At 64.6% G+C, this 15570-nt stretch carries 18 protein-coding genes; 8 read left to right on the top strand and 10 right to left on the bottom strand.

Annotated features, from left to right (window positions below):
- Together G0P99_RS14725 and G0P99_RS14720 are read left to right on the top strand one after the other, a co-directional pair.
- On the top strand, positions 1 to 1056 hold the full coding sequence (locus tag G0P99_RS14725; protein ID WP_164131081.1) for a saccharopine dehydrogenase: 1056 nt from the start codon (positions 1 to 3) through the stop codon (positions 1054 to 1056).
- A 3-nt stretch (positions 1057 to 1059) separates the two neighbouring features.
- Positions 1060 to 2202, top strand: coding sequence for a saccharopine dehydrogenase family protein (locus tag G0P99_RS14720; RefSeq protein ID WP_164131079.1), 1143 nt, complete (start codon positions 1060 to 1062; stop codon positions 2200 to 2202).
- Positions 2203 to 2235: 33 nt separating this feature from the next.
- Here G0P99_RS14720 and G0P99_RS14715 read toward each other — a convergent pair whose 3' ends face one another.
- The 7 genes from G0P99_RS14715 to G0P99_RS14685 form a co-directional block, all read right to left on the bottom strand.
- A complete protein-coding gene (locus G0P99_RS14715) occupies positions 2236 to 2823 on the bottom strand; it encodes a hypothetical protein (protein WP_164131077.1) in 588 nt (195 codons plus the stop codon).
- Positions 2824 to 2897: 74 nt separating this feature from the next.
- On the bottom strand, positions 2898 to 3215 hold the full coding sequence (locus G0P99_RS14710) for a DUF3775 domain-containing protein (protein ID WP_164131190.1): 318 nt from the start codon (positions 3213 to 3215) through the stop codon (positions 2898 to 2900).
- 66 nt (positions 3216 to 3281) lie between these two features.
- On the bottom strand, positions 3282 to 4013 hold the full coding sequence (locus G0P99_RS14705) for an SDR family oxidoreductase (protein WP_164131075.1): 732 nt from the start codon (positions 4011 to 4013) through the stop codon (positions 3282 to 3284).
- Positions 4010 to 4588 (bottom strand): DUF3833 domain-containing protein, encoded by a 579-nt coding sequence (locus tag G0P99_RS14700; protein WP_164131074.1) that lies wholly within the window; start codon positions 4586 to 4588, stop codon positions 4010 to 4012. Before G0P99_RS14700 ends, G0P99_RS14705 begins: the two co-directional genes overlap by 4 nt.
- Positions 4585 to 5811: an MFS transporter gene (locus tag G0P99_RS14695; RefSeq protein WP_370462793.1), complete on the bottom strand. Its 1227-nt coding sequence runs from the start codon at positions 5809 to 5811 to the stop codon at positions 4585 to 4587. The genes G0P99_RS14700 and G0P99_RS14695 overlap by 4 nt, the downstream gene beginning before the upstream one ends.
- A complete protein-coding gene (locus tag G0P99_RS14690) occupies positions 5808 to 6569 on the bottom strand; it encodes a DUF1365 domain-containing protein (protein ID WP_164131069.1) in 762 nt (253 codons plus the stop codon). Before G0P99_RS14690 ends, G0P99_RS14695 begins: the two co-directional genes overlap by 4 nt.
- The gene (locus G0P99_RS14685; protein WP_164131067.1) at positions 6566 to 7864 is read right to left on the bottom strand and encodes an NAD(P)/FAD-dependent oxidoreductase; all 1299 of its coding nucleotides are present in this window, start codon (positions 7862 to 7864) and stop codon (positions 6566 to 6568) included. The genes G0P99_RS14690 and G0P99_RS14685 overlap by 4 nt, the downstream gene beginning before the upstream one ends.
- Before the next feature lie 219 nt (positions 7865 to 8083).
- On the opposite strand from G0P99_RS14685, the gene G0P99_RS14680 reads away from it, so the two are divergent.
- The 4 genes from G0P99_RS14680 to G0P99_RS14665 all read left to right on the top strand — a co-directional run bounded on the left by G0P99_RS14680 (position 8084) and on the right by G0P99_RS14665 (position 10781).
- On the top strand, positions 8084 to 8641 hold the full coding sequence (locus G0P99_RS14680) for a sigma-70 family RNA polymerase sigma factor (protein WP_239059818.1): 558 nt from the start codon (positions 8084 to 8086) through the stop codon (positions 8639 to 8641).
- Between the two features lie 5 nt (positions 8642 to 8646).
- A complete protein-coding gene (locus tag G0P99_RS14675) occupies positions 8647 to 9294 on the top strand; it encodes a ChrR family anti-sigma-E factor (RefSeq protein ID WP_164131065.1) in 648 nt (215 codons plus the stop codon).
- A gap of 63 nt (positions 9295 to 9357) precedes the next feature.
- Complete coding sequence (locus tag G0P99_RS14670) at positions 9358 to 10011, top strand: methylated-DNA--[protein]-cysteine S-methyltransferase (protein ID WP_164131063.1); 654 nt, start codon at positions 9358 to 9360, stop codon at positions 10009 to 10011.
- Complete coding sequence (locus G0P99_RS14665; RefSeq protein WP_164131061.1) at positions 10008 to 10781, top strand: isocitrate lyase/phosphoenolpyruvate mutase family protein; 774 nt, start codon at positions 10008 to 10010, stop codon at positions 10779 to 10781. Before G0P99_RS14670 ends, G0P99_RS14665 begins: the two co-directional genes overlap by 4 nt.
- Here G0P99_RS14665 and G0P99_RS14660 read toward each other — a convergent pair.
- A complete protein-coding gene (locus G0P99_RS14660; RefSeq protein WP_164131059.1) occupies positions 10778 to 11347 on the bottom strand; it encodes a helix-turn-helix domain-containing protein in 570 nt (189 codons plus the stop codon). The two genes, G0P99_RS14665 and G0P99_RS14660, sit on opposite strands and share 4 nt — an antisense overlap.
- A gap of 105 nt (positions 11348 to 11452) precedes the next feature.
- On the opposite strand from G0P99_RS14660, the gene ilvD reads away from it, so the two are divergent.
- Positions 11453 to 13285, top strand: coding sequence for a dihydroxy-acid dehydratase (ilvD, locus tag G0P99_RS14655; RefSeq protein ID WP_164131057.1), 1833 nt, complete (start codon positions 11453 to 11455; stop codon positions 13283 to 13285).
- 234 nt (positions 13286 to 13519) lie between these two features.
- Here the strand turns inward: ilvD and G0P99_RS14650 are convergent, their stop codons facing one another.
- Entirely contained in the window at positions 13520 to 13939 is a 420-nt protein-coding gene (locus G0P99_RS14650; RefSeq protein WP_164131055.1) for a pyridoxamine 5'-phosphate oxidase family protein, read from the bottom strand.
- Between the two features lie 132 nt (positions 13940 to 14071).
- Between G0P99_RS14650 and G0P99_RS14645 the strand changes: the two genes are divergently transcribed.
- Positions 14072 to 14626 (top strand): TetR/AcrR family transcriptional regulator, encoded by a 555-nt coding sequence (locus tag G0P99_RS14645; protein WP_164131053.1) that lies wholly within the window; start codon positions 14072 to 14074, stop codon positions 14624 to 14626.
- Positions 14627 to 14643: 17 nt separating this feature from the next.
- Here G0P99_RS14645 and G0P99_RS14640 read toward each other — a convergent pair whose 3' ends face one another.
- Entirely contained in the window at positions 14644 to 15462 is an 819-nt protein-coding gene (locus G0P99_RS14640) for a sulfotransferase family protein (RefSeq protein ID WP_164131051.1), read from the bottom strand.
- Between the last annotated feature and the right edge of the window lie 108 nt (positions 15463 to 15570).

The following is a 15570-nucleotide window of genomic DNA, read 5'->3' as shown; positions in this document are numbered from 1 at the left end:
ATGACGCATCTCTGGGTCCGGGCCGAACAGCGCCCGAACGAGGAACGGGTCGGCCTGACCCCCGAGGGCGCCGCCGCCCTGATCGCCGCCGGTATCCGGGTCACGGTCGAGGAAAGCTCGGTCCGCGCCATTGGGCTGGACGGATACCGCGACGCTGGATGCGAGATCGCGCCCGAGAACAGCTGGCCGGATGCCCCGCGCGACGCCATCATCTTTGGGCTCAAGGAACTGCCCGAGGACGGCACGCCCCTGCCGCACCGCCACATCATGTTCGGCCATGCCTTCAAGGGGCAGCATTCGGGCCGCCGGTTGCTGGAGCGGTTCAAGGCCGGGGGCGGCACGCTTTACGATCTGGAGTATCTGGTGGACGAGGCCGGCCGCCGGGTCGCGGCCTTTGGTTATTGGGCCGGGTATGCAGGCGCGGCTGTCACGCTCAAGGCCTGGGCCGCGCAGCAGCAGGGCAGCATTTGCGCCCCTGTCGACGTCTATCCCAGCAAGGACGCACTGAACGCGGCGCTTGCCGCAGAACTCGACGCCACCGGCGCGCCGCGCCCCCGCGCCATCGTGATCGGCGCCTTGGGCCGGGTCGGCACCGGTGCGGCCGATCTCTGCACCGCGATGGAGGTCGAGGTCACCAAATGGGACATGGCCGAGACCGCCAGCGGCGGCCCCTTCCCCGAGATCCTCGCCCATGACATCTTTCTCAACTGCATCTTTGCCCGTCCCGGTACGCCGGTCTTTGTGCCGCGTTCGGCGCTGAATGCGCCCCGCACGCTAACTGCCATCGGCGACGTGGCCTGTGACCCCGACAGCGATTACAACCCGGTGCCGGTCTATGACCGCGCCACCAGCTGGGACGCGCCGGTGCTGCGCGTGGCCGAGGACCCGGTGCTGGACGTGATGGCGATCGACAACCTGCCCTCGATGCTGCCAGTGGAAAGTTCACAGGATTACGCGGCCCAGTTGCTGCCCTCGCTGCTGACCCTGACTGCGCTTGATGCAGGCGTCTGGGGCCGGGCCGAGGCCGAATTCAAAACCCATATGAAAGGGATCTGAGCGATGACCATCCATTGGTGTGGCACCGGCCTGTCGGCCATTCCTGGCCTGCGCCGCCTGATCGAGGCGGGCCATCCCGTCACCGTCTGGAACCGCACGGTCGAAAAGGCCCGCGCCGAACTGGGCGACCTGACCGACGACATCCGCGCCTTTGACATCGACGCGCTTGGCGCGGTGCTGGCCAAGGGCGACGTGGTGGTCTCGATGCTGCCGGGTGACTGGCACGTGCCGCTGGCGGAGCTGGCAATCTCCAAGGGCGCGCATTTCGTTTCGTCCTCCTACATCGCGCCCGAGATGCGCGCGCTCGATGACCGCGCCCGCGCCGCTGGCGTGAGCCTGGTGAACGAGATCGGCCTCGATCCCGGCATTGATCACCTGATGGCGCATGAGCTGGTGGCAGCTTACCGCGCCTCGGACGCGTTCGACGCCCAGAACCATCTGAGTTTCATTTCCTATTGCGGCGGCATCCCGAAACATCCCAACCCCTTCCGCTACAAGTTCAGCTGGTCGCCGCTGGGCGTGCTGAAGGCGCTGCGCTCGCCTTCGCGCTCGATCCGCGACTATGCCCCGCTGGATGTGGCGCGGCCATGGGACGCGATCAGCAGCTACATCGCGCCGCTGCCCACGCCGGAAAGCTTCGAGGTCTACCCCAACCGCGACTCGCTGCCGTTTATGGGCCAGTACCATTTTGAGGAGCATTGGCCGGTGAAGGAATTCGTGCGCGGCACACTGCGGCTCAACGGCTGGGCCGACGCCTGGGGCGATGTGTTCCGTGAGATCGAGACGCTGCAAGGCCCCGAGGGCGACGCACGGCTCAAGGAGATGTCCGACCAGTTCTGGACCGAAAACGCCTATGACGAAGGTGAACCGGACCGCGTGGTCCTCTGCGTGGGGCTGAAGGCGGAGAAGGATGGGCGCGCGGTCTGGCACAAGTCCTATGTGATGGATGCCTGGGGCGACGCGCGCGGCACCGCCATGGCCCGGCTGGTGTCGATCCCAGTCTCGCTGGCAGTCGAGGCGGTGATGAACCGCGAAATCCCCGCAGGTGTACACGCCGCCTCCAGCGATCCGAAACTGCTGGCCCGCTGGATGGACGAGGTCGGAAAACTGGCGCAGCACTTGCAAATCGTGGACCATACAGCCTGAACAATCGGGGCGCGGTGCCCGCCCGCGCCCCTGTCAGTCTTTCGGTGGGTCCTCACCATATGCGACTCGGTAGGCGTCGATCATCCGCACCATCTCGGCTGGCACTTGCGGCAAACACCAGCTGGCGATCATCAGATGCCCCGGCCCAACCGATTTGCGCATCGACTTCAACAGTTTCTGGCTGACCGAAATCCGATAGCTGCGGGCATATCCCCGGCGCAGGGTCGGGATCACGAAATCGCCGCGTGCAACGGCGTTGGTGATCTGGGTCCAGGGAATGGTCTCGCGGCCTGCCCTCAGATCGACAAATCCCTGCGGATCGAACCTGACCGGGGCTCCCCAAGGGAAAACCAGGCGGTACAAGGACACAAGCCCCAGAACCGAGAACACGGGCAGGATCACAAACGATCCTGTGTGAAACCGGCGGTTGGGGAGACTGTCGGGCTCGATGCCTATTCCATGGGCCGCAGCGGCCACAAGGAGCAGACAGACAATCGGCAGAGCGACGGATTTCGGCCAGTCGCGCCCGATGCGCGTTTCCCTGGAAACATCCTGTTGTTCGAACGCCTCTGACATCGCCCGGCCAGCTTCCGCGTGGCTGGCGTTTCCTGTCAAGAACAACCGGATATCTTCATTTCGCCGGAAATACTCCGGGGAGCGCGAGCGGCAGCGCCCCTCGCCCCCTCCACCGGGTATCACATCAGATCGTTTTCGACATCCTCGGCCGAGATCCCCAGCGCGTCGAGCCCGTTTTCCAGGTGGTCCGGCAGATGCGGCGAGCCCAGCAGGTAATCGGCGCAAGGCGTTGTCGCCTCGGCCCGCGCGGTGGCAATGGCCTCTTCGAACTCCTCCGCCTCGAAACTGCCGCGCCCGATCCACATGATCGCCACCAGCTCGGCCTGTTCGTCCTCGCTCATCCGGTCGATGAAGGCGCGCAACTCGCCCTCGGCGCGTCCCAGCTCGCGCGCCATCAGCGCCACTTGCGCCACCTTGCGTGCCGAAATTTCCATGATTCCCTCGTCTCCTGTTCGCGTATCCTGTGATCCATCAAACAGGCATGGCACATGCCGTCTTTGATCTCACGCAAACAGGCGGACATAGAGCCATTGCGGCAGGAAACGTCCGAACCGGAACAGCCAGGCAAACGGTGCAGGGAAACTGGTGGCAAAACGGCGGCTGTTCATGTGCCGGAACATTGCGCGGGCGGCCTCTTCCGGCTCCATCAGCATCGGCATGGCGAATGTGTTGAGATCGGTCAGCCGCGTGCGGATGAAACCGGGATTGACCAGTTGCACCTCGACGCCGGTGCGGTGCAGGTCGGCATGCAGGCATTCGGCCAGCGCCATCGTGCCCGCCTTGGACGCCGCATAGCCGATAGCGCCCGGCAGCCCGCCAAACCCGGCGAGCGAGCCGGTGATCACGATATGGCCCCGGTCGCGGTCCACCATACCCGGCACCACGGCCCCGAGCACCCGCAGGTACCCGGTGAAGTTCACATCCGCCATGGTCACCCCGCGGGCGCTGTCCCAATCCTGTGCCCGCATCGGCCAGTAGACACCCGCCAGCAGAACCACACCGTCGATCTCGCCCAGCGCGCGCGCGGCGGCCGCGACGCTGCCATCATCGGCGATATCTACCGGCAACACCTCGGCCGGGCCCGGCAACCGGGCGGCAAGGCGCTCCAGCCGGTCGCGGCCTCGCGCGGACAGAACCAGATGGGCGCCGGCGGCGCTCATCTGCTGGGCCAGCGCCGCACCCAGCCCTTCAGAGGCGCCGACCAGCCAGTATCGTTTGCCGGTCCAGTCCTTCATGCTGCGGTGCGTTCCGCATTGGCGGGGTGCATGGTCGCGACCAGTTCAGCGACCTTTATCCCGAACTTGCGAAACTCCGAGCGGTTGACGATGGCGCCGCCCGGGGTGAGATACATCCAGTCGGTCACATCGACCACATGGCCACCGGCACCTTCGGGCAGGCGCAGACGATAGAGCAGCCGCACCGACGGGCCGCTCTGATCGCCCTGGCCGGTGCCGATCACGTCCGGTGCACTGGCCTGGATCCGGCCATCGTTGCCGATGCTGAGTTGCCATTCGCGATCCTGCACGGTGCCGCTGTCATAGAGAAAGCGCTCGCGCATGGTGCCGCGATTGCCCTCCCATGTCGCCTCGAACGCGCCGGTAAAGCGCGAGGCGACGCGGCCGGTCGGACCATATATGACGCCTTCGCAGGCGATCGGTCCGTTCAGATGGCGGCGCAGGTCGAACTGCGGTTCGGCCCCGGCATAGTCGCCGGGCGCTTGCGCCGAGAAGCCCGCATAGCGGCGCAACAGCAGCAGTGCGGCCACTGTCAGCGCGACGCCCAGCAAGGTGAAAAGGATCGGATCTGTCATGACATGTCCTCCGGATCGGTCAGGGCCAAGAGGCCCAGCGCCGCCGCCTTGAGCAGACAGGGCAGCGCGGCATAGAGAATTGAAAGCAAGGTCAGGGCGCTTGCCGGGTTGTCTGTGCCGGGTATGTAACCGGCGGCATCGAGTATCGGCAGCAGCAGCAACGCGGCCAGCGCCAGGGTGAACTTGGTGACAAAAGCCCAGAGGCCCCAGCCCGGCGCGGCACCAGGGGCGACGCGCTCCATGCGGGCGGCAAAGAGCGCGGGCAGCAGGGTCATGTCGGCGCCCAGGGCGATACCGGACACGGCGCAGATCAGGGCAAAGCCCGCCACGTCGCCCGGGCCCAGTAATGGCACCAGCGCGAAAGCCGCGATCGACAGCGCCATGCCGACCATCAGGGTCGGTCGGGCGCCCCGCCGCTCGGCCAGCGTGCCCCAGAGCGGCGCGCCAGCGGCGGCGCTGAGAAAGAACAGGATCAGCAGCGACCCTTCGGCGCCGGGCGCCTCCAGCCGGTCTGCCACGAAGAACAGGAACAGGGTCGAGGAGACCGCCACCGGTGCAGCGTTCAGCCCCGCGATCAGCAGCAGGCGCCGTGCAACCGGATCGCGCAGAACGGGCGCAAAGCCGGTATTCGGCACCGGGCTTGCGCGCCATTCCGTGCGCTGCGCCACCGTCGCGGCAAGGGCGAGACCAACAAAAGCCAGGGCAAAGGCGGCATAGCCGCCCGGCAACAGGACCGGCGCGGCTGCAGCGCCGCAGATGCCCAAGAGTGCGCCCGCCTCGCGCCAGCGCGCCAGCCGGACATGGCCGCCCAGCGCCCCGGCATTTGTCACGCCCTGGGCATAGAAGCAGATGGTCAGAAAGCTGAAGGCCGAGAACACCAGCATCAGCATCAGCGCGAACCAGGCCAGTGGCGCAATTGGCGGAGCCAAGGAAAAGAGACCGAGCATCCCACCCGCCATGACCGCCGCCGCCACCGGTACAGCGACCCGCAGATGACGGCGCAAGCGCGCGGCCAACCAGCCAAGTCCCGGATCCTGTACCACGTCAATGAGCCGCAATCCGAACAGCACCGCGCCCAGCGCGGTCAGGCTGACCCCATAGGTATCTGCATAGAACTTCGGCGCATGCAGATAGATCGGCAGGCCCGCCGCCGCCAGCATGGCGGCAAAGAGCGCATAGCCGGTCAGGGGTGCTGCGCGCGGCAGGGGAACGGACATGGTCATCCCCGGCTCACATCCGGGCGATTTGCTGCGGGTTCGGGGCGAAAGCGCGCACCTTTCCACCAGAGCTTCAGCGCCTGCCAGTGGATCAGCGCCAGCACGCGGCGCGCCCCAAAGGGACGGCGCAGCGCCGACCACAGGATCGCCCGGTTGGTCAATGGCCGCCTGTGGCCGGTCAGCGTGGCCACCAGCCCGCCCCCTTCGCGACCATAGTCTATCCAGATACCGACCCGGTCCGCGCGCAGGTCAAAGCGGAAGGTGTAAGACCCCTCGCGCGGCTGAAAGGGCGAGACATGCAAGAGCTTGGTCGCGCCCAACCGGTCCTGCGGCCCGATCGGCGACAGATCGGGTTTGTGGCACAGATAGCTGTGGCGGGTGCCGAAAGTGTTGGTCACCTCGGCCACCACGGCAAAGAGCGCATCCCGCGGATCGAAACAGAACCAGAAACTGACCGGGTTGAACACGTGCCCCAACAGGCGCGGCTGGGTCAGCAGCGCGATCCGGGCAGGCTGGGGCAGTTGAAACAGGTCGAACTGCTCGCGCAGCCAGGACGCTCCGCGCCCCTGCCCCGGACTGCCACCGTGATCGCGGTCGAACACACCCGACAGGTTCGCGCGGTTGCGCGAAAACAGGCGCGGCCCGGACACGGGCGTCTCGGGGTCGAGAAGCACGAAATCCACCGAATAGCGGAACGCGTTCCGCACCGCGCCCTTGCGCCCATGGAAGGTATGGGCCGGGATATGTTCGACCATTGCGCTCATTCCGCGGCGACCGGCAAGGCGGCGGTGCGGTTGATGCCTGCAACCACGTCGATGGCGCTGGCCAACCCGTCCTCGTGAAACCCGTTTTTCATCCAGGCGCCGCAGAACCAGGTCGAGTTGGTTCCGTTCATCCGTGCCAGATCTTCTTGCGCGGCAAGCGCACCGGCGTCGAACACTGGATGGGCAAAGGTGGTCACGTCGTGAATATGCTCTTCGTGGATGCGATGGCTGGCATTCAGTGTCACGAACAACGGGTCATCCTGCGGGATCGGCTGCAAGGAATTCATCCAGTAGGTCAGGCCGATGGGGCCGCCATTGGCGCCTTTTTCCTCGGTGTGGTTCCAGCTGGCCCAGCACTTGCGCCGTTTCGGCATCAGCGCGGGATCGGAATGCAGGACTGCCTCGTTCGGCTGGTAGCGCACCGCGCCCAGGGCCGCGCTTTCTCGCCGGGTGGCATCGGATAGCAGCGCCAGGGTGGTGTCGGAATGGGTGGCAAACACGACCTCGTCGAACACCTGCCACTCGCCGCCCCGCACCCGGATCTCGACCCCAAGCTCGGTGCGCCGCACCCCGGCGATAGGCACACCCAGTGCCAACAACACGCCCTTGCGGCGCATCGCCTGTTCCAGCCGGCTGACATATTCGACCGAGCCGCCTTCGACCGTGTACCACTGATGCTGGCCAGAGTAGTTCAGCAGCGCGTGGTTCTCGAAGAAGCGGATCATCGCATGGGCGGGAAAGTCGAGGATGTGTTCCTTGGGCGTGGACCAGATCGCACCCGAAAAGGGTTCAAGGTAATAGCGCCGGAACCAGTCGCCGGTTCCGAGACGGTCGAGAAGCTGGCGCACCGTGATCGAGCGGTCGCGCGCGGCCTCGGCCGCATGCGCGTTGAAGTGAAAGAGGTCGCGCACCATGCGCAGAAAGCCCGGACGCGCCAGGTTGCGCCGCTGTGCGAACAGCGCATCGGCCCCATGCAACGCATATTCCACCGCACCGCCCTGGGCCGAAACGGCAAAGCTCATGTCGCTTTTGGCGATTGGCACACCGAGGCGGTCGAAGAGAGCGATCAGGTTGGGATAGGTTGCATTGTTGAACACGATGAAGCCGGTATCGACCGGCTGATCGCCCCGCTTCCCGGCCACGATGGTCCGCGCGTGCCCGCCCAGCCGGGGTTCGGCCTCGAACAGTGTCACGTTGTGGGTGTCCGCCAACAGGTTGGCGGCCCCCATGCCCGAGATGCCGCCCCCTATCACAGCGATCCGTCGGGGCACGCCCCCATTCAGTTCAAATGGCATGTCTTGCTCCGCCTTGTCCTTGTCTCAGATGTACGGCCCGCATGCGGAAGTGGATGAAAAGAAAATCCTTTGACCGCGACTGATCCGCTTTGGCCCGAGCCGCGTATCGTGGTTATGTTGATCGCAACGAACACAGACCGGCCCGACGCCAGCCTTGACGGGAAAAGCCCTGTCGGGCGGTATGGCCACATGTGCAAGGACGCGAGCGAAGGAAAGCACTTGGACCGGAAACAGGACGGGGCGCGGGCAGAAAACGATTGGAGCGGCCACCTCGCCCGTATCGCCGAGGCGCAGGACAGGGCCGCCTTTGCCGAGTTGTTTGCGCATTTCGCGCCGCGCGTTAAGTCTTTTCTGATGCGGTCCGGCGCCACGCCGACTCTGGCCGAGGATTGCGCGCAAGAGGTCATGGCGACGGTGTGGAACAAGTCGCACCTGTACGATCCCACACGGGCAACCGTTTCGACCTGGATTTTCACCATTGCACGCAACCGGCGGATCGACGCCCTGCGCAAGGATCGCAGGCCGGAACCCGAAGACCTGCCCTGGGGGCCGGAACCTGAACCGGCGGCCGCCGATGTGATGGCGATGCAGCAGGAAACAGAGATGTTGCGCGTTGCGATCCGGGCCCTGCCCGACGCGCAACGCGAACTGATCGAACAAGCCTATTTCGGCGATCTCAGCCACCGCGAGATTGCCGCCCGCACCGGCCTTCCGCTGGGGACCATCAAATCCAGAATCAGACTGGCGCTAGACCGATTGCGCCACGCGATGAAGTGACGACCATGACAGAACTGATCAAACACCACCTGACCGATACGCTGTTGACGGCCTATGCCGCCGGTAGTTTACCCGAGGCGTTCAACCTGATGGTCGCAACGCATCTGTCGCTCTGCGACAGCTGCCGCGCCCAGGCCGAAGCGCTGGAGGCCGTGGGCGGCTGCCTGCTGGCCGAGTGCGGCACTGAGGCGATGGCCGCCGATGCGCTGGAGGCCACATTTGCCCGCATCAGCACCGGCACTGCCGTACCCGCAAGGCGCCGCGATAGCTGCTCGGTGCTGCCGCAGCCTTTGCGCGACTATGTGGGGGGCGATGTTTCAACGATCCGCTGGAAACCCGTCGGCATGGGCGTACGGCAGGCGATCCTGCCGACCAGCAGTGCGGCCTCGGCCCGGCTGCTGTTCATCCCCGCCGGGGCCGCCGTGCCCGACCACGGGCATCGCGGCATCGAATTGACGATGGTGCTGCAAGGGGCGTTTTCGGACGAGGTGGACCGGTTCGCGCGCGGAGATGTCGAGGTCGCTGACGAAGAACTGGAACATATGCCGGTGGCCGATCCGGGCGAGGATTGCATCTGCCTGGCCGTCACCGACGCACCGTTGCGGTTCAACAGCTGGATCCCCCGGTTGGTACAGCCTTTCCTGCGGATCTGACTGTTACTTCACATGTTCGAAAAACCGACTGCGGGTTGGCCGTCATCGCGCTAGTATAGGCGCATGACATTCTTTTCCTGCACAGAGGACCGGCACGCCAGCGGCTTGGACACCTGCGCCACGCCGCAAGCGTTGCGTGACAGTGTGGCGGCGATGCTGTCGCTGGCGACCGACGCCTTTCCCAGTCAGACGGGGCTCCGGTTGGCACGTCTCGATACGCCGCTGGGGACCATGGTGGCAGGCTGCGATGACAGCCGCCTGCACCTGCTGGAATTCGCCGACCGCCGGATCTTGCCAGAGCAGGTTCGCAGGCTCTATCAGGCCTGCGATGGTGATCTGGGCTTTGGTCGGCACCCGTTGACGGACCAGCTGGAACGGCAATTGTCAGAGTATTTTGACGGCCGCAGAGATCATTTCGACCTGCCACTTGCGCTGCACGGTACCGCTTTCATGCGCGAGGTCTGGGCGGCGCTGATCGCTCTGCCAGCCGGTAGAACGACCTCCTACGGCGAACTTGCAAGCGGGATCGGGCGCGGTCCGGCGGTACGCGCCATGGCGCGGGCAAATGGCGCCAACCAGATCTCCATTGTGATCCCATGCCATCGGGTTACGGCCGCCGATGGCGCGCTGACCGGGTATGGCGGCGGCCTGTGGCGAAAACGCTGGCTGATCGATCACGAGGCTAAATTCTTTCCCATCCAAGGAGCGCATGCATGAGTCAGGTTTCAATCGCCGAGCGCTTTGCCGCGCTGCACCGGCCCGGTGCGCCGCTGATCCTGTACAATGCCTGGGATGCCGGCAGCGCCCGCGCGATTGCAAAGGCCGGGGCGCGGGCCATCGCCACGGGCAGCTGGTCGCTGGCGGCGGCACAGGGTTATGCGGACGGGCAGGAAATCCCGCTTGAGTTCGCCTTGCAGATTCTGGCCCGGATCGCGGCCAGCGTCGACCTGCCCGTCACCTTTGACTTCGAGACCGGATATGCGGAAACCAAGGTAAACTTGGCCACGAATACGGAACGGGTGATCGCGGCGGGCGCCGTCGGTGTCAATTTCGAAGACCGGCGGATCGGCGGGACCGGCCTGTTGCCTGCCGAGGAACAGGCCGATCGCATCGCCACCCTGCGCCACGCGGCCGAGGCGACAGGCGTGCCGCTGTTCATCAATGCCCGCACCGATGTGTTCTTCCAGGGCAGCAAGCCCTTGGATCATCCCGCGCTGATGGGCGAGGCGCTGGACCGGGCGCGGATCTATGCCAGCGCCGGGGCGAACGGGCTGTTCGTACCGGGGCTGGTGACGCCCGAGTTGATCGGAACGCTATGCGCCGAGACCCTGCTGCCGGTGAACATCATGCAGACCGGCAAGGCGCCGGACAACGTGACCCTGGCGGGCCTGAGCGTCGCGCGCATCAGCCACGGCCCAATGCCCTGGATCACCGCCATGGACGGCGTCACAGAGGCGGCGAAGGCGGCACTGGCGAATGACGGCTAGACCGGTAAACCGGTCTGTTGCGGATAGTGGTGCATGTTGAGAAAGGCGGCACCTTCGGCACCGCTGCGATAGCCATGTGGCAGGTCGGCGGCAAAGCGCAGGCCCTGCCCTGTCCTGAGTGGTACCCAGTCCCCGTCCCGCAAAATCTCCAGCGCGCCATGTAGCACGAACACCTCTTCGGTGACACCGCTGGCATGGGCGGCGGACTCGTAGCTTTGGCCGGGAGCCAGCGTCACGTGAAAGGTTTCGGCGCCAAGCATCGGGTCAAAGGGAAAGACGATCTTGACCTTGATGCTGCCGGGAAAGGTCACGGTACGAAACAGCCGCTCGTCAGCCGGATCGCGCAACGAGGCCGGGCCGATCAGTGCGCTGAGCGGCAGCTGGAACCCTTTGGCGATCTTCCACAGCGTCGCGATGGTCGGGCTTGATTCGCCGCGCTCGATCTGACCCAGCATCGCCTTGCTGACCCCGGTCAGCTCGGCCGCCTTTGACAGGCTGAGGCCGGTTGCCGCGCGAACCTCGCGCAGTTTGAGGGTGACCTCACCCGATTCCACAGCCGAGTCCATGTATCCGCCCTTCGATTCCACTTGTACGTTATAACGCACATCGGATAGCGTGCGCTATAACATACGCACCCGAATTTCAGGGACCGGCAAAAGGGAAACAGCACCATGCCAATGTACCGATCCAGAACCTCGACCCATGGCCGTAACATGGCTGGCGCGCGCGGCCTGTGGCGCGCGACCGGCATGACCGACGACGATTTCGGCAAGCCGATCATCGCCATCGTGAACTCGTTCACCCAGTTCGTGCCGGGGCATGTGCATCTGAAGGATCTGGGCCAGATGGTCGCGCGCGAGGTCGAGGCCGCAGGCGGGGTAGCCAAGGAATTCAACACCATCGCGGTGGATGACGGCATCGCGATGGGGCATGACGGCATGCTCTATTCCCTGCCCTCGCGCGAGGTGATCGCCGACAGCGTCGAGTACATGGTCAACGCCCATTGCGCCGACGCGATGGTCTGCATCTCGAACTGCGACAAGATCACCCCCGGCATGCTGATGGCCGCGATGCGGCTGAACATCCCGGCGATTTTTGTGTCCGGCGGGCCGATGGAGGCCGGCAAGATCGACATCGCCGATCTGGACATGAAGAAGATCGACCTCGTGGATGCGATGGTTGCGGCCGCCGACGACAAGTTCACCGATGAGCAGGTCAAGCAGATCGAGGAAAACGCCTGCCCGACCTGCGGGTCCTGTTCGGGCATGTTCACCGCCAACTCGATGAACTGCCTCGCCGAAGCGCTGGGTCTGGCGCTGCCGGGCAACGGCTCGACGCTGGCCACTCATGCCGACCGCAAGAAGCTGTTCCTGGAGGCCGGGCGCAAGATCGTCGACATCACCAAGCGGCATTATGTCGGCGAGGAAAAGGGCTTGCTGCCGCGCGAGGTCGCGACCTTCGAAGCGTTCGAGAATGCCATGAGCCTCGACATCGCCATGGGCGGATCGACCAACACGGTGCTGCACCTGCTGGCGATCGCCTATGAGGGCGAGGTGAACTTCACCATGGACGATATCGACCGGCTGAGCCGCAAGGTGCCGTGCCTGTGCAAGGTCGCGCCCAACATCCACAACGTCCATATGGAGGATGTGCACCGCGCCGGTGGCATCTTCTCGATCCTGGGCGAGCTCAGCCGCGCTGGCCTGCTGCATGGCGACGTGCCGACGGTGCACACCAACTCGATGGCCGAGGCGATCGCCAAATGGGACATCACGGTTGCCAACAACCCCGAGGCCGAGGAGCTTTTCAAGGCCGCACCAGGCGGGGTGCGGACGACGCAGGCGTTCAGCCAGGCGAACCGGTTCAAGGAATTGGACACCGACCGTGAAAAGGGTGTGATCCGCAGCAAGGAGCACGCGTTCAGCCAGGACGGTGGTCTGGCGGTACTCTTCGGCAATATCGCACTGGACGGTTGCATCGTGAAAACCGCCGGGGTGGATGCGAGCATTTTGAAATTCACCGGCACCGCACATGTCTGCGAAAGCCAGGACGCCGCCGTCAATGACATCCTGACCGGCAAGGTCAAGGAAGGCGACGTGGTGGTGATCCGCTACGAGGGCCCGCGCGGCGGGCCGGGCATGCAGGAGATGCTGTATCCGACGAGTTATCTGAAGTCGAAGGGGCTGGGCAAGGCCTGCGCCCTTCTGACCGATGGCCGGTTCTCGGGCGGCACCTCGGGCCTGTCGATTGGCCATGTCTCGCCCGAAGCGGCCGAAGGCGGAACCATCGGGCTGGTGCGCCAGGGCGACCGGATCGAGATCGACATCCCTAACCGCACCATCCACCTGGCGGTGTCCGACGAGGATCTGGCCGCCCGCCGCGCGGAACAGGACAAGCTGGGCTGGCACCCGGCGCAGCCGCGCAAGCGCAAGGTGTCCACGGCGCTCAAGGCCTATGCCAAGCTGGCCACCAGCGCGGCCAAAGGTGCTGTGCGTCAACTTTGAACCGTTGCATGGGGCGGGACACTCCCGCCCCCGCTGCATGTCCCCAGCTGACGCCGGACCCCCTTGCGGGGTTGGGCCGGGCGCCGCGCCTATGGCGCGGCGCCCGGCCCAACGGGAGGAGATGTTTCGCCAGAAACGTCGACGACGGGCGGGAGCGCCCCGCTCTCTGGTCTCTCTCAGCGCCTTCGCAAAACTGCAAAAGCGCAGAGCAATTGCCCCGGCAATCTAGGTAAATTAGCCTGCCCGCCAGACCAACGGCGCCCGCCCCATCGCCCCAATCTCGATCCGGTCGGGGATCACCTTGACCACGGCATATTCGGGATCGTCAACGCCACTGACATAGGCCAGCAGCCCATCGAACCAAAAGGCCTCGCGGTCGCTCTGCGCGGTCGAGATCTCGGCCCGCCCCGCGAGCTGAAGCCATTCCTGCGCGGTGAAATCCGTGGCACCCAAAGTGGCATGTACCTGCGGATCACGTCGCAATTGAGCGATCTTGCGCGAGCTCAGATGGGTGCTGAACCAGATCGACAGGTCGGGCATCATCCGGCCCGCGACAAAACGCACCCAGGGGGCGCCGGTCTCGGTCGTTGTGGCCAGCGAGACAAGTTGCAGGCCGGGGGCCAAGGCGCGGATTCGTTCCTGGATATCGGTCATTCGGGGCTTCCTTCGATCATGGGACGAGATGCCGGCCGTATGGCGACTCGCCAACATACAGTTATGTATTTTACTTAGTCACACCGATACCGCAGTGTAAATACACAACTGTATGTAAACCAGGAGCGTGCCATGGCCCGCAGTACGAGACTCTCCGCCGAACGATGGGTCGAGATCGGATTGGAGACGCTGGCGCAGCAAGGTTATGTGGCACTGAAGGCCGATCAGCTATCGCGGGCGCAGGGGATGACACGCGGCAGTTTCTACTATCACTTCGAAAACGTGGCCGATTTCCATGCCGCCGTGATCGCCCGCTGGAAGCATGTGGCGACCAACCGGATCATCGCCGATCTGCAAAACACGACCGATCCGCGCGCGGCGCTGGAAACCCTGTTTCGCACCGCGTTCGGTCAGCCGGAAAGCCTGGAATGGCCGATGCGGTTCTGGGCCCAGAGTGAGGTGCTGGCCCGCGACGCGGTCGACGAGATTGACGCCCGGCGCATCGGTTTTCTGACCGATCTTCTTGGCGCGATTGGCCACAAATCCCCGGTGGCCCGCCGCAAGGCGCACCTGATCTATGATTGCTATCTGGGCAGCAGCCTGCGCCGCAGGCTGAACGCGGCGGAGCTGGACGGGGTAGTAACCGAGCTTCTGATGCTGGCGGAAAGACCCGCGCCCCAGGTCTAGGGGCGGGCCGTTTCGCATTATTCGCCCAGTTTGGCGTGCACTTCGTCCAGATCGATCTCGTTGATTGGCATCTTGTTGCCCGGGTTTTCGAAATCGTATTTGAACAGGTCGAAATCGCGTTTGTAGATTTCATAGACAAGATGCTTCGACAGGTCGTCGAAATAGTCCTCGACCGGATGCAGCCGCTTCGGCCCGTGCCCCTCGCTTTCGTTGAAGCGCGGGATCTTGTCGAGCCTGACCTTGTGCGGCGTCTCGATATTGTCGAGCACCTCCTGCATGCCGTCGTTGAACGCCTCGGTCCAGAAGATCTTGTCGTAGCGCCCGCCGTTGCAGATAAAGGTCGAGATATGGCCCGACATGGCTGACCAGTGAATGTCCGGGTCCATCGGTCGCCGCCAGCGGATGGTGTCGCGCGCAAACAGCAGGAACCGGCGGAAGCTGGCGATCTGGTCAAACTCCTGCTTGCCGTCCTCGCCGCCGACCTCGACCCCGTATTTGTAGACCAGCGTTGGAACCAGATTGCCGCGATAGCGTTTGCCATTGCGCTGAATGCCGCAGATCTTGTCGAAGAATGAACTGAGGATCCGCGTGTACGGGTTGCGCACACAGGTGAAGGCATAGGACTTATGGGCCTTCACGTTGCGCTTGATCGGACCCTGGCTGGCCTCGAGCGCCCATTTGTGCAGCCCTTGCTGGGCATCATGGATGTCGCCATCGAAGAACGTGCCGTGATCCGAGTAATACATGATCTGCCCGATGGTCGAGCAGGCGCATTTCGGCACCACCCGATAGACCACACTTTCACTTTCCGTCATCCACGTGCCGGGGAAACCCATCTGCCTTGCCTCCTGTGCCGCGTGTCGCCATAATCCGGGAACGGGCGTGTTTGCTCCAAAGAACCAAATTTACTCTGTTTATTCAATCGGTCTTCACCTTTATCAGGG

The organism is Ruegeria sp. PrR005 (assembly GCF_010500245.1).
Lineage (GTDB): Bacteria > Pseudomonadota > Alphaproteobacteria > Rhodobacterales > Rhodobacteraceae > Ruegeria_B > Ruegeria_B marisflavi.
The sequence above is the reverse complement of the archived record's forward strand: the minus strand, read 5'-3'. Positions and strand labels throughout refer to the sequence as shown.